Source organism: Fodinicurvata halophila (genome assembly GCF_042651425.1).
Classification (GTDB): Bacteria; Pseudomonadota; Alphaproteobacteria; order Kiloniellales; family DSM-21159; genus Fodinicurvata; species Fodinicurvata halophila.
In genome coordinates this window covers 632,790-646,238 of sequence record NZ_JBHSCW010000003.1, presented here as the reverse complement: position 1 = coordinate 646,238, position 13,449 = coordinate 632,790, and the positions used below count along the sequence as shown (strand labels likewise).

12 protein-coding genes and 1 tRNA gene are annotated in these 13,449 nt (G+C 58.5%); 4 read left to right on the top strand and 9 right to left on the bottom strand.

Annotated features, from left to right (window positions below):
- Nucleotides 1-37: 37 nt before the first annotated feature.
- The 4 genes from recJ (at nucleotide 38) to ACFOW6_RS07825 (ending at nucleotide 3,880) form a co-directional block, all read left to right on the top strand.
- Nucleotides 38-1,762 (top strand): single-stranded-DNA-specific exonuclease RecJ, encoded by a 1,725-nt coding sequence (gene recJ / locus ACFOW6_RS07840; RefSeq protein ID WP_382421782.1) that lies wholly within the window; start codon nucleotides 38-40, stop codon nucleotides 1,760-1,762.
- A 110-nt stretch (nucleotides 1,763-1,872) separates the two neighbouring features.
- The gene (locus tag ACFOW6_RS07835) at nucleotides 1,873-2,550 is read left to right on the top strand and encodes a DUF1194 domain-containing protein (protein ID WP_382421781.1); all 678 of its coding nucleotides are present in this window, start codon (nucleotides 1,873-1,875) and stop codon (nucleotides 2,548-2,550) included.
- A 111-nt stretch (nucleotides 2,551-2,661) separates the two neighbouring features.
- Nucleotides 2,662-2,737 (top strand) — tRNA-Glu (locus tag ACFOW6_RS07830).
- A 570-nt stretch (nucleotides 2,738-3,307) separates the two neighbouring features.
- Nucleotides 3,308-3,880 carry an OmpA family protein gene (locus ACFOW6_RS07825; RefSeq protein ID WP_382421780.1) on the top strand — a complete coding sequence of 191 codons (573 nt, stop codon included), beginning with the start codon at nucleotides 3,308-3,310 and terminating at the stop codon, nucleotides 3,878-3,880.
- Between the two features lie 79 nt (nucleotides 3,881-3,959).
- Here the strand turns inward: ACFOW6_RS07825 and ACFOW6_RS07820 are convergent, their stop codons facing one another.
- The 9 genes from ACFOW6_RS07820 to ACFOW6_RS07780 all read right to left on the bottom strand — a co-directional run bounded on the left by ACFOW6_RS07820 (nucleotide 3,960) and on the right by ACFOW6_RS07780 (nucleotide 13,447).
- On the bottom strand, nucleotides 3,960-5,591 hold the full coding sequence (locus ACFOW6_RS07820; RefSeq protein ID WP_382421779.1) for an NTP transferase domain-containing protein: 1,632 nt from the start codon (nucleotides 5,589-5,591) through the stop codon (nucleotides 3,960-3,962).
- Between the two features lies 1 nt (nucleotide 5,592).
- Complete coding sequence (locus ACFOW6_RS07815) at nucleotides 5,593-6,312, bottom strand: XdhC family protein (protein ID WP_382421778.1); 720 nt, start codon at nucleotides 6,310-6,312, stop codon at nucleotides 5,593-5,595.
- Nucleotides 6,309-6,653 carry an XdhC family protein gene (locus tag ACFOW6_RS07810; RefSeq protein WP_382421777.1) on the bottom strand — a complete coding sequence of 115 codons (345 nt, stop codon included), beginning with the start codon at nucleotides 6,651-6,653 and terminating at the stop codon, nucleotides 6,309-6,311. The genes ACFOW6_RS07815 and ACFOW6_RS07810 overlap by 4 nt, the downstream gene beginning before the upstream one ends.
- The gene (locus tag ACFOW6_RS07805) at nucleotides 6,650-7,828 is read right to left on the bottom strand and encodes a vWA domain-containing protein (RefSeq protein ID WP_382421776.1); all 1,179 of its coding nucleotides are present in this window, start codon (nucleotides 7,826-7,828) and stop codon (nucleotides 6,650-6,652) included. Before ACFOW6_RS07805 ends, ACFOW6_RS07810 begins: the two co-directional genes overlap by 4 nt.
- Nucleotides 7,829-7,948: 120 nt before the next feature.
- On the bottom strand, nucleotides 7,949-8,902 hold the full coding sequence (locus tag ACFOW6_RS07800) for an AAA family ATPase (protein WP_382421775.1): 954 nt from the start codon (nucleotides 8,900-8,902) through the stop codon (nucleotides 7,949-7,951).
- A complete protein-coding gene (locus ACFOW6_RS07795) occupies nucleotides 8,884-9,201 on the bottom strand; it encodes a YdbL family protein (protein ID WP_382421774.1) in 318 nt (105 codons plus the stop codon). The genes ACFOW6_RS07800 and ACFOW6_RS07795 overlap by 19 nt, the downstream gene beginning before the upstream one ends.
- 56 nt (nucleotides 9,202-9,257) lie before the next feature.
- On the bottom strand, nucleotides 9,258-9,464 hold the full coding sequence (locus tag ACFOW6_RS07790) for a YnbE family lipoprotein (protein WP_382421773.1): 207 nt from the start codon (nucleotides 9,462-9,464) through the stop codon (nucleotides 9,258-9,260).
- A gap of 70 nt (nucleotides 9,465-9,534) precedes the next feature.
- Nucleotides 9,535-12,555 (bottom strand): intermembrane phospholipid transport protein YdbH family protein, encoded by a 3,021-nt coding sequence (locus ACFOW6_RS07785; RefSeq protein ID WP_382421772.1) that lies wholly within the window; start codon nucleotides 12,553-12,555, stop codon nucleotides 9,535-9,537.
- Between the two features lie 97 nt (nucleotides 12,556-12,652).
- Complete coding sequence (locus ACFOW6_RS07780) at nucleotides 12,653-13,447, bottom strand: FAD binding domain-containing protein (RefSeq protein WP_382421771.1); 795 nt, start codon at nucleotides 13,445-13,447, stop codon at nucleotides 12,653-12,655.
- Nucleotides 13,448-13,449 lie beyond the last annotated feature (2 nt).

Below are 13,449 nucleotides of genomic sequence, written 5' to 3'. Positions count from 1 at the left end.
GGGGGTCCAACAGTCCTGTACCGGAAAACGCTGGCTGTTGCGCGAATGCGATGAACGGCTGTCCCTGGCATTAAGCCAGAGATTGGGTGTCCCCGATGCTGTTGGACGAATCCTGGCCTCGCGCGGCATTGATTTCGAACAGGCTGAACAATTCCTGGCACCCACTCTCCGCGAGATGATTCCCGATCCGCTTTGCTTGCGGGACATGGATAGGGCGGTTGAACGTTTGAAACGGGCGATCCAGCGCGAGGAGAAAATCGCTGTCTTCGGGGACTACGATGTCGACGGTGCAACTTCAAGCTCTCTTCTGAAGCTGTTCCTCGAGGCCATAGGACGTCCGCTCGAGGTTTATATTCCAGACAGGATCCGCGAAGGATATGGTCCGAACAGCGAGGCCTTTCTGACACTGGCGCAGAAGGGTGCGAGTCTGGTCGTGACCGTCGATTGCGGCATTACCGCCTATGAACCGTTGGAATTCGCGGCACAGCAGGGATTGGACGTGATCGTGGTGGACCATCACGTTGCGGAAACGAAATTGCCATCGGCAGTGGCGGTGGTGAATCCGAACCGTCTGGATGATTCCAGCGGACTTGGGCACCTGGCTGCTGTGGGGGTGACCTTCCTGTTGCTTGTGGCGTTGAACCGGGCCCTGCGCGCCGACGGATGGTATCGGGAGCAGGGGGTGCAGGAGCCGGACCTGATCCGCCTCCTGGATCTGGTGGCACTTGGGACCGTCTGTGATGTGGTTCCCCTGACCGGTCTCAACCGCGCCTTCGTGACGCAGGGACTCAAGGTGCTTGCCCAGCGACGCAATATCGGCCTGCAGGCCCTCTCCGATGTCGCCCGAGTGGATGACATGCCCAACGCGCATCATCTGGGGTTCATCCTGGGTCCGCGAGTCAATGCCGGCGGACGAGTCGGCGAATCCTCCTTGGGGGCGGAGCTTTTGACCTCCAAGGATGCCTCGCGGGCCTGGTCTTTGGCACAGCGCCTGGATGGCTACAATAGCGAACGCCGGGACATCGAAGCGCAAGTGCTTGAAGAGGCCATTCTGCAGATCGAGGCGCAGGGCAGTCCCGGCGATCTAGTCTTGGCTGTAGGGCAGGATTGGCACCCCGGCGTGATCGGCATTGTGGCGAGTCGTCTCAAGGAGCGCTTTGATCGGCCTGCCCTTGTCATTTCATTTGACGAGGAGGGGGTTGGAAAAGGCTCCGGGCGCTCCGTGCGTGGAGTGGACCTGGGGGCGCTCGTGCTTGCGGCCAGGCAGCAGGGGCTGCTGATCAATGGTGGAGGGCATGCCATGGCGGCCGGACTGACCGTTGATCGGGATCGCCTGGATGAGTTGCACGCGTTCATGTCCGATCGAATCGGGCACGTTCTCTTCGACATCTCGTACCAGCCGACACTCAAATTGGATGGGACACTCCAGTATCGGGCATCCCATTACGAATTCTATCAATCACTCGAGCAACTCGCCCCTTATGGAACCGGCAATCCCGAACCCCGATTCGCCATTCCCAATGTCCAGATCCTGCGGGCTGATGTAGTCGGCAGTGATCACCTCCGGGTTTTTGCCAGGACGGAAGCAGGGGACAGGTTGAAGGGGATCGCGTTTCGGTCTGTGGGGCGCCCTCTGGGTGATATGCTGCAGGCGAGCAAGGATCTTCCCATCCACTTGGCAGGCAAGCTGAGGCCTGACAGCTGGGCTGGCGCGGAAGCCTTGCAGTTCCATATCGAGGATGCTGCCAAGGCTTCGACGTGAACGTCGCATATCACAACCTGCACTGGACCTTCATGTCCCGGGTTAGGTTTTTACGACAACTCGTCTGCTTGCCGCTGTTCATCTGCTTCCTGATGATAGCCAGGCCGACAATGACGCTGGCGGCAGAGAATGTCGACCTGCAGCTTCTGTTGGCAGTGGACTCCTCCTCCAGCGTCAGTGATGCGGAGTTCGATCTGCAGATGCGCGGATTTGCCCAAGCGTTCCGCGATCCCGATGTCCAGGCCGCCATTCGCGGAGCCGGGGATCGTGGCGTCGCTGTTGCCATGATTCACTGGTCGGGGGCCGATAGCCAGGTCATTGCCCAGGACTGGAGCTTGCTCTTCGGTGCAGACGGCGCGAACTCCTTTGCCGATTCGTTGGACCAGACTCCGCGATATGTGGAGCGCGGCAGCACCGCGCTCGGCAGTATGCTTGACTATGCCGGAGCCATGCTTCGGGCAAGCCCGTATACGGGGCAAAGGCAGGTGATCGACATATCCGGCGACGGCCGCGCGAACCAGGGGAAGCCCTTGGCGCCGGAACGTGAAGCGCTGCTCACCCAGGATGTAACGATCAATGGCCTGGCCATCCTGAATGAAGACGACACCCTCGATCGCTATTATCGTGAGCAGGTAATCAATGGCACGGGGGCGTTTCTGATCACGGCCACGGACTACGAGGATTTCGCACGCGCCATTCGCCGCAAGCTGTTGCGCGAATTGGAAGGTGCTCCACTCTCGCATCGGCAGCAGCGGGGGCAAGGTATACAGCTTTCGCAAGGCAATTGAAGCTTTGAAGACGGCCTGGAGCGAAAGGAGTTCCTCTAGAAAAATGCCGAACTGTTGTTTCTGGGGTTGCTTTTGTCGGCATGGATCGTTATCTCACCACGCGTCTACAGCGTCCCCATCGTCTAGCGGTCTAGGACATCAGCCTTTCACGCTGAAGACACGGGTTCGAGTCCCGTTGGGGACGCCAATTTCCTCCAGTACGCTGTTCTCGCGAGCAAGATACGCACCCTGCTTGCCGGCCAACCTCGGTTAACGTTTCTTAACTATAGTTACGTCATGTCACTGTCTTTAGGTGGACATTTGTCGGCTGCGTTAAGAAAATTCCTTTCGAAACCTAGACAATACACGAGAGCCCACCTAAATATTTGGAAACAAATCAAATATGAAGGTCATACTGCACGTTGCATGGCAGGAGTGAAGTGTTACCTGAAGATAACAGGGGCGCCATCAGCGGTTTGAGAAACGCTCTGGCGTGGCTTCGGAGGGAGAGCCCATGTGTTGCTAACTCCTCTCAAGGCAAGAGGAATTGGGTGATCCGGATCCTGGAATGTGCTAAAGCGTGCAAAGAAGTTACAGGCCCCTGTGGTTTTAAAGTCGCACATGGCTATACTCTACAGGTGGTTTGAATAATGGAACTTCCATTAGTGGACATGAGAAGTTATGTTGCTCCATGATTTTCGGTATGATCCGTCCGCATGGGGTTCCTCGCAACCCTGAGCAAACGAGTTTATCAACCCAACCAGGGGGACCTCCAAAGATGACTTTACTTCGAAACACCTGCTTCGCTACAGCAGCTGCCGTCGCCCTTACAGTGGGCTTTGCGGCGAACCCGGCCCTCTCCGCTCAGGTCGATGACCGCGAGCATGGCTGGTGCAACGTCGTCACAAATATCCAACCGGAGAACGTGATTCGCTCTTCCAGCGGCAAGGCCGTGATTCAGGATTCTTCCTATCCCTGCGAACCACAGATGGCGGAAGAGCCTGAGCCGGAGCCTGAAGCACCTGAATCCTTCGTGGTCTACTTCGACTTCGACCGGTCCAACATTCGTCCGGATGCGGCCGAGACTCTGGTCGACGTGCTTGAGACAGCCGAAATGGAGGATGTCGACGGTTATGCTCTGACGGGTCACACCGACACCGTCGGTACAGCCGAGTACAACATGGCGCTGTCCCTGCGTCGCGCCGAGTCGGTCCGTGATTGGCTTGTCGATCGCGGCGTTCCGTCCGACGAGATCTCCGTCGCCGGCCGCGGCTTCTCCGAACCGGCCGTCCCGACCGGACCTGATGTTCGCGAGCAGCTCAACCGTCGTGTTGAGATTGTCTTCCAGTAAGGCGTAAGCCTTCCTGGTCAAGAAGAAACCGGCGCCTTTTCAGGCGCCGGTTTTTTCATGGGTGACTTCCGTGGTTTTCTCAGAGTTCGCCGTCGCGAAGGGCTTTCAGGTCCTGCGGGGCGTCGATGTCCGTGAGGACGGCTGCATCCTTCATGGGTACTTCTGCGACGAGATCAGGGTAATCTCCCAGCAAACGGCGGGCACCGATGTCGCCTGAAATCTCCATGATTTCCGCGAAGAACTCCTTGCCGATCAAGACGGGGTTTCCGCGCTTGCCCTCCCAGGTTGGCACGCAGATCTCGCGGCCCTCGACGGGATTGTAAGTGGCGATCAGGCGGTCGAGGACATCACTTCCGACTTCGGGCATGTCGCCCAGAAGGACAATCACGGCGTCAGTGCCCTCTTCCAGCGCCGAAAGTCCTGCACGCAGAGACGTGCTCAACCCTTCGGCGTACCTCTCGTTGTGAACGAAACGAACCGCCTTCCCCTCGAGGCTGCCGCGGACATTCTTGGCTTCATGGCCGGTTACAACAAGACACTCCGAGGCTTGCGAATTCAGCGCCGTCTCGACACATCTCTGAAGTAGGGTCTGCCCCTCGATTTCCTCAAGAAGTTTATTGCTGCTGCCCATGCGGCGTGACTGTCCCGCGGCAAGAACAAGCGCGATGACCTTTGGCAGGTGGGCAGTCTCATCTCGATTGACGGCCTGATTGCGGGGCAGGGGACGCGACGGAATTTCCTTGAGAAGCCCGCCAATGCCCATGGCCGTGACATCCTCGCGTCGAACGGGCAGATCGGCACAGAGGCGCCGCAGCACCCAGTCAAATCCGTTCAGTTTCGGCGACCTCGCGCAGCCCGGCAAGCCAACGACCGACTTGTCATCCAGGCTGGCGAGTAGCAGGAGATTCCCGGGATCGACCGGCATGCCGAAATGATCGATCCGGCCACCGCCCCTTACGACCGCGGAAGGGACCACGTCCTTGCGATCGATGATGGCGGAGGCCCCTGAGATCAGGATCATGTCCAGATCTTCGGCTGCCAGGCGGGAAACAGCGTCAGCCACCTCGTTCTCATCGTGAGCACAGCGGATTTCCCGCACGTTGGGGCTGCCCAATTGCTTGAGACGCTGGTTGATGGCGGACTGTGTCTTGTCCAGCAGGCTTTCCTTCATCCCTGCTACGCTGGTCTGGATCAGGCCTACCTTCTTTCTCTGGAAGGGGACCACGCGCACCGGCGCCTGGTCGGCAGCCGAGCAGATGGATTGGCAGGACTGGAGTGCCGTCGCGGGCGCCGCATAGGGTATGACCTTGATGGTCGCCAGCATCTGTTGAGGTTCGACAAGTTCCCAGGCTGGAAGGGTCGCGACCGTGAGTGCTTCATCCACGTTGTTGATCGCGTTGATGCTATCGGAATCGATAACCAGCAAACCGTGGATCGTAGCGGTGATGTTACAACGACCAGTCACTGCCGTGGTCAAGTCGGTGCCAGCCCCGGCAATGGCCTGCGCGAGCTTCTCTGCGGCCTCATCCTCATGGATATCGTCGTTCTCGAGCCGCGCAACCGTTATCTCTTCGATTCGTGCGGTGCGCAGAAGCTCTATATCATCGGCAGAAAGATGCCGCCCCTTCTTGAAGTTTACGGATCCCCGCTTCAGGGAATGCGCCAGCAGGGCCCCTTCTGCCTGGTCCACGGAAACGCGCGAGAATTGCATTTCATGCGTCCTTCGGAACTTTCCTCTGTATTTCCGCACCATGCAAGGCGGCTGTCAGTTCCGCCAGTATGGAAACGGAAATCTCGGAGGGTGCACGTGCCCCGATCGACAATCCGACCGGACCGTGGATGCGTTTCAGGGTTTCCTCATCAAGCCCAAGTTCTCGCAGGCGCTGCAGCCGCTTGTCGTGGGTGCGCGTGGATCCCAAGGCGCCAATATAGAATGCCGGGCTCTTCAAGGCGACCTCCAGGGCAGGATCGTCCAGTTTGGGGTCATGGGTCAGGGTGACTATGGCACTTCGGCTGTCCGGTGCAAGCTGCTCCAACGCTTCGTCGGGCCAGGACTGGAGTATCGTCAGGCCGGGGAAGCGCGCTGAGGTGCTCCAGGCCCGTCTGGGGTCGATCAGCGTTACTTCGTAACCCATCAGATCCGCCATAGGGCAGAGTTTCTGCGCGATGTGAACAGCCCCAACCACCATCAACCGGGCCGGCGGCAATAGGCATTCGGCGAAATAGTTCTCATCACTCAACAGGCCGCTACGGCCGCGGGCCAAAGCCTGTTGAGCCTCTTGCTGGAGACCTTCGGTAAGAACAAGATCGCCCTCGATCTGCCCCTGGTGAGTCAGCAGGTTCTGTTCACCAGTTTCGAGGTGAGTGACGACGCAGGCGGGTGTCTTTGTGCTGATCGCACCGCGCAGGCTTTTCAGCAGCGAAGCCTTCATTGATCCGCCACCAGCTTTTCCACATAGACGCGGACTGTTCCGCCACAGGCCAGGCCGACCTCCCAAGCGTCTTCGTTGCTGACACCGAATTCAAGCAGGCGCGGCTTGCCGTCCTGCATCGCCTGCCTGGCTTCCTCGACGACGGCTCCTTCGATGCAGCCTCCTGAAACGGAGCCCATCATGTCGCCCGTCTCGTCCACCAGCAAATGGCTGCCAACCGGTCGAGGGGAGGATCCCCAGGTTCCGACAACAGTGGCCAACGCGGCATTTCTGCCCTGCTCGAGCCAGTTCTCGGCAAGGCCAAGAATTTCCTCGCTGGCCGCAAAGAGTGGGTCCGTCATCTTTCCAGGCTCTCCTTCCAAGTATCCGCCGGTGCAGCACGCCTGATGCTGCCATTCTGCAAGGCATCAGCCAGTTGCCCCAAGCTTTCGAGATTGTGCACAGGCAGGAAATCGTCAACATGCGGCAACAGGGCCTTGGCCCCACCGGTACGGGGTTGATAGTCCTCGTACCGCAAAAGCGGATTGAGCCACATCAGGCGTCGACAGGATTTGTGAAGCCTTTCCGCTTCCTTCTGCAGGATACGATTGTCTTCCCGGTCCAGCCCGTCAGTGATCAGCAGCACTGTGGCACCTTGGGCCAGGACGCGACGCGACCAGTGGTAGTTGAAATGTGCAAGACAGCTGCCGATGCGCGTGCCGCCGTCCCAGTCCTGCGCTGTGCTGCCGATTGATTCCAGCGCCAGGTCGACGTCTTTCTCCTTCAAGGCTCGAGTCACATTTGTCAGGCGCGTGCCGAAGAGAAAGGAGTGGACCCTTTCCCGCTCTCCGGTCGTGGTGTGCATGAAGTGGAGAAGGATACGCGAATACCGGCTCATGGAACCGGAGATATCGCAGAGAATGACCAGCGGTGGTATCCGGTGACGTTGTTTCCGCCAGCTGAAGCGGATGGTCTCACTGCCGCTGCGCAAGGATTGGCGCAGGCTGTGGCGCAGGTCGATCCGTCCCGGGACGGGAGAGGTCTTGAAACGGCGAGTACGGACCTTTTCGAAGGGCAGACGCATGCGTGCAATGCGCGCCTTTGCTTCCTCCATTTCCTGCTGAGACATCTGCTCGAAGTCCCGGTGCTTCAGGCTGTCGTTCTCCGACCAGGTCAGGGCCGCGTCGAGTTCGTATTCCTCCTTCTGCGATTGCTGCTCTTCCTGGCTGTCCTGGTCGAACTGCAAGGCTTCCGCTACACGGCGGTTCAGGGCCTGTTGGGCGGAGTTGTCGGAGGCTTCCTCCAGCATGCTCGGCAGGAAGAGGGCACGCATCCGGTCCAGCAGACGAGGGTTGCGCCAGAAGACCTCAAATGCCTGATCGAAGATTTCCTGCTGATCGCGCCGGGTTATGCAGACGCCATGCAGCGCCCAGTAGAAGTCCTCGCGCCGTTGCAGACCGACCGCCTCGACAGCTTCGAATGCCTGCAGCACAGTAGAGGTGCCGACTGGGAGGCCGGCCGAGCGCAGAACACGCATAAACCGCAGGATGTTCTCCCCCAATCGCCCTTCATCCGGGCCTTGGCCTTCCTGTGAGCGCTCCAAACGAAGTCTCTCTACAGCGCCGGCAAAAGGATCACTTTGTTGCATGGTTGCGGTTTATGACCCTGCAAGGGCATCCTGCTTTATCTGCTGCAACAGGCGGGCAGCCTCACTGCCCTCAATCTTGGCGATATCATCCTGATACTTCAGCAGGACCCCCAGGGTGTCATCCACAGCCACACTGTCGAGACTGATCTTGTCCAGTTGGATGAGAGCTTCCGCCCAATCTATGGTCTCCGCGATGCCGGGGGACTTGAAAAGATCGGTATCGCGTAGGGCGTGAACGAAGGAAACAACTTCACGGCTGAGATTGGCGGGCACATCGGGGGCTCTCGAAGACAGGATTTTCTGCTCCCGCTCCATGTCCGGATAGTCAACCCAGTGATAGAGGCAGCGACGCTTCAGGGCGTCGTGGATTTCCCGGGTGCGATTGGAGGTCAGGATCACGATGGGCGGCTCGGAGGCACTGATATTGCCGATCTCCGGAATCGAGATCTGGAAATCAGAAAGCAACTCCAGCAGGAAGGCCTCGAAAGGTTCATCCGTACGATCCAGCTCGTCGATCAGCAGAACCGGCGGGCCTTCCGCAGCCGGTTTCAGAGCCTGGAGGAGTGGCCGTTCGATCAGGAAGTCCTCGGAGAAAATGTCCGCCACCAGTGAGGCACGGTCCTCGGTTCTTCCCGTGGCCTCTGCCAGGCGAATCTCAATCATCTGCCGCGGATAGTTCCATTCGTAGGCCGAACTTGCCAGGTCGAGTCCTTCATAGCACTGCAGGCGAATCAGTCTGCGTCCGAGTGTCGTGGCCAGAACCTTGGCCAGTTCCGTTTTGCCGACGCCTGCTTCACCTTCCAGGAACAAAGGACGCTTCAGCCTGAGGGCTAGATAGACCATGGTGGCCAGATTGCGCCCGGCAACATAGTTGCCGCTCTCGAGCAACGCCAGAGTGGCGTCGACGCTGTCTGGCAGAGCGAGGGGAGTCGGTGCACTATCGTTCACTGCTTCTGTATCCATTCTCCGTTCGGTTTCTTGATCCAGGTTCCGCTGGGAACCTTGTCCAAAATCTTTTCGAAATAGATCTTTCCAACTGATTGAACAGGGGCATCCTGCTGTTCGGCACGATCACGATAGACCTCGAGCCGTTCCTGGTTGATCTTGTCCACGGCGCTTTCCGCAGATGGCGTACGCGCCTCCATCAGGCCATCCCAGCGCTCTCCGGCATCTCCGCTCCTGCGGAGCTCTTCGGCTGACTGGGCCCAAGCCGTCGCACCCAGAACGGCGCTGCCCAGCAGGGCAAAAAGTAATGCGACCAAGAATGTTTTGCGAATTGTCATGTCCTCGTCCCTGTAGATGCCGTCATGAAACCTTCCTAGAAGATTTCGGATCTGGATTCGATATCCTCTTCCGCCTGTTCTTCAAGGCGCACTCGAACATCTGCGTCAAGCTTTACATTCAGGTTTATAGTGATGGGGTCCTTGGGTGCCTGAACGGCGACTGTCGGCTGACAAGCGGCGAGCAGTCCGAGTGCAAGGGCAGCCGCAATGACTTTCGAAAACTCTTTCTGTGGTCTGGTCACTTTGAAGCCTTCTTGCGATAAAGATTATACAATCCGAGCAGATTGTCCCTCGATTGTGGTGCCATCATGGTCATCGTACAAGTTCAAGCATTTCATCGAGGACATCCTGGGACAGTCGCTGACCCTCGGCGATGGCCTGGAGAATCGGCCCAAGATTGCCGCTCATATTGATGTTCAGATCGAAAGGGTGACCGTCAAGGACGTCCGGATTCCGTCCTTCCAGATCAATGTTGAGCCGGCTTTCCCCTTCTTGTGGCTTTTGGACCTCGACACGCAGGTTGTCGTAGTGGAAGTTCTCTAAAGCATCCAGCATCAGCATGACAGCCTCGCCACCCGAGGCCAGGGCCGAACGCACCTCTTCCGATTTGAAGGCGATACGTCCTTTACGTGAGGCTTCAAGATAGCCTTCGGGTATCTCGAACCCACTTCCACTCACAGTGACAGGGATTTCTCCTGTAAAGCGGCCCTCCGCCTCGAGGTTCTCAATTTCCAGCAGATTGACAAGTTGCTCGATACTGAGATCCCTTGCTTTGAGGAGAAGGCTGTGCCGCTTGTCCGTCAGGTCAAATCGCCCATTCTCGATCTGCAGATGACCATCGGCAAAATCCGCCTGTGCAGAAACGAGGTCAAATACAGGCAGGGCGGACGTGCTCTCAGAAAGAGCAAGCAGTCCCGAGACATTGTCAAATTCGAGTCCACCCAGCGCGATGGAGTGTATGGAGAAGGATTGAGCCTGCTCGGTACGCAAGGGGATCAGGTTGTCCAGGGCGAGGGAAGTGCTCAGACCCTCGATACTGATATCGTCGAGGCCAAAGTCGATCTCGGTGAGATAGAGTTGGCCGCGGGTCCCCAGTCCGTAGTCGTTCCAGGTGATATCCACGTTGATGGCGGCATCGCCTTCAACGTTCTTTAACATATTGAGAAGCGGAAACAGGCCTTCGGGTTGCAAGCCTCCACTGACGAACCGTTGCGAGGGCAGGGCGATTGTAGCCGTTCCGTTTCCGCTTTCCAGGCTGTGCCTACCTTTGGCGGACACTTTAGTGCCGTTGGCTGGGCTTTGCCCGGTCAGGGTAAAGGTCAGTGTCTCATCAATCCTGTCGAGGCGCCCTGTCAGATCGAGCTCTGTAAACAGGGCTGGGTCTGCGGTGCTGCTGAGCAAGCCGTGATCCAGTTGGATGAGAGGCGGGTCGTCATCGCTCTGCGGATAGTTCGCCCTTAGGGACAGGTTCTCCAGGCGCAAGCCGGGCTCGTCCAGTTTCACGCTCTCGAGCGTGCCTGACGCGGTTAAAAGAGGGATCGCCTCGGTTTCGGGCGCTGGATTGGCCTGGAAGTCCAGGGATAGGGCGCCGACCTCGCCGGTAAAGGGTGTGTCTCCTGTGCGGAGTTGTCGAAAATCAAATGGTTGAGCCCTGACCTTTCCGTTGACTGTAAAGCTGGGGGCACTTTCCGAAGTGTTCCGATAACTGAGCACGGAGTCCTGCAGTTCGAGCTCGGCTCGGGGTATGCCAAGATCGGCGGGCAGGGAAAGGTCCTGTGTCGAGAAGCGCCCTGTCTCTTTCAGGTTGATCTCAAGAGAACGGATCCCCTTACCCTTGAAATCGAGGGCTATCTGGCCTTCCGTGCGGCCGGCGGAGACCAGTGCGCTGTCGAGCTCTTCGAGATCGATCCGAATTGCAGAATGGCCCTCGTAGGATTCCGGGGATCCGGAGAGTTCGAAGGATCCCGAGATTTCATGAGGACCCAGGGATGCAAACGGCAGGTTCCTGACCCGGACCTCACTTCCTTGTGCCGTGAAGCGAGCCCCCTCCTGTTCGTAGCGGACCTTCAGGCCGGCGGAAACCTCGATGCTGCGTGTCCCCGTCAGCCGGATATCCGAGGACAGGTTCACGATAGGGGCTGTCGTGATGTCCCGAATGCGGAGAAAGGGCGTCTCCGCTTCCGCCTGCAAGAACTTAACGGTGTAGGTGTCCGAGAGCAGGCGCGCGGTCTCGTCTCCGTTCTCGATGTTCTCACTCGATCCACTTGCTTCGGTGGGGTCGTATTCGATCTGTGCTGTGTCTTCCAGTACGAAAGCAAGAGTGTTCGCCTCGAATGTGAAATGTCCCTGTGCCCGCGCGGCGACCTTGTCTGCCTGCCGTGGAAGAGCCAGACGCGACACCTCCAGTGCAAGATGTCCGCTAGCCCGGCTTTGCGAGAGAAGGGTGGCAAACTGCAGGGGTGTTTGTGAGTATTCCTCAGGAGCGGGCAGAGCGAGCTTGCCGTCAAAGGACAGCCTCGTTTCCAGGTCTTCATCCTGGGCCGGCAGTCCGGCGATGTGAGTGGCCCATTTGGCTCCCTGAAACAGTAAGGTTCCTTGCGTCTCCAATTGGGGAGATTGTTCTGTCCGTTCACCGGAAATCTCAAGCCGTCCCTGTGCCCCGAGTTCCGGCGCCCGCGCTTCCAGCCAACCTTTCCCTGACACAGGCAGGAGCCTGGACAAGGAAACCGTCATTCTCCCGGAAATCTTGGCCGCACTGCCTTCCGCGGAGTGTACTGAGAGCTCGAGGTTATGTCGTTCCGCTTCCATGCGCTGCAACTGTCCCTCGAACTCCACAGCATATGTACGGCCTTGAGCCTTCAGACTGTATCGTGCGTCTAGGAGGTGGATATCCGATGGCTCCCAGTCGCCCAGCAAGCTCTGCGGGTCGGGCGTGGACTGGACTGCCTCTGGCTGTGCCAGTGCACCTTCAGGTTCCGACACGGTGTTGTCGTTCGTATTCGTAGTAGGGAGGTCTTGCTCTAGCCTCAGGCCACGAATCTCAAGAGTGGGCAGTACTCCGGAAAGCAGTTCTGAGGGCGTATAGAGGATACGAGCCTGCTGGGCCTCGGCCCTTGAGAAAGTCTCGCTACTTAACCGAAGGTCTTCCAGGACGATTTCCCGGAAGCCAACCTCCGAAATCGTCAGCTCAGCTTCGATGCCGGCCTGTTCCAGGTAATAGGTGCTTGCCGCCTGCAGGATCGGCTTGCGCAGTGCCAAGGTCGCTGCTCCAGCAATCACCAGAACGAGCAGGACAGCGAGGACCGAGACGAGAGCTGTCTTTCTTCGAGACACCTGGCGAGCCCCATGCTGCTGCAAAGAGGGCCGAGTCCTGGGACCCGGCCCTTACTTAAGCATACCTGAAAGCTTTTCCGATCGGGCAGCCGTTGTGTCAGGCCAACTGCTGTACGGCCCGCCGCGCCATGACAGTGACGAGATGGGCCCGGTAGTCGGCCGAGCCATGCAAGTCGCTATTGAGGCCGTCAGCAGGCACTTTCACGTTATTGACGGCTTCGGCGGAAAAGTTATTCCGTAGTGCTTCCTCCATGTCGGGGACACGGAAGGCGCTGGGTGCAGCGCCAGTGACGGCCACGCGAATCTCGCCGTTCACCTCGGCCACGAAAACGCCGACCATGGCATAACGAGAGGCCGGGTTCGGGAACTTGGCGTAGGCTGCCTTCGTCGGAATAGGAAACCCTACCGAGAGAATCAGTTCCCCTTCCTCCAGGGCCGTTTCGAACATGTCGATGAAGAAATCATCGCCTTTGATTTCACGCTTGTCCGTCTTGACGGTAGCCCCAAGCCCCAGCACGGCCGCCGGATAATCCGCGGATGGATCGGCATTGGCAATGGATCCGCCCAGAGTGCCACGGTTGCGGACCTGAGGGTCGCCGATGCCGCGGGCCAGATTGGCCAGCGCCGGAATCTTCTGTTTGACCAGATCGTTGCCAGCGACGCTGGCATGCGTACTCATGGCCCCGATAACGATACGACCGTTCTCTTCGCTTATGCCGCTGAGATCGCGAATGGCTCCAATATCCACGAGATCTGTGGGATTGGCCAGCCGCTGCTTCATGGTCGGCAGCAGCGTCATCCCCCCAGCCAGGAAGGTGGCATCCTCACTGCCGCCACGGGCACGTACCGCGTCATCTACGGAGTTCGGTCGATGGTATTCGAAGTCGTACATTC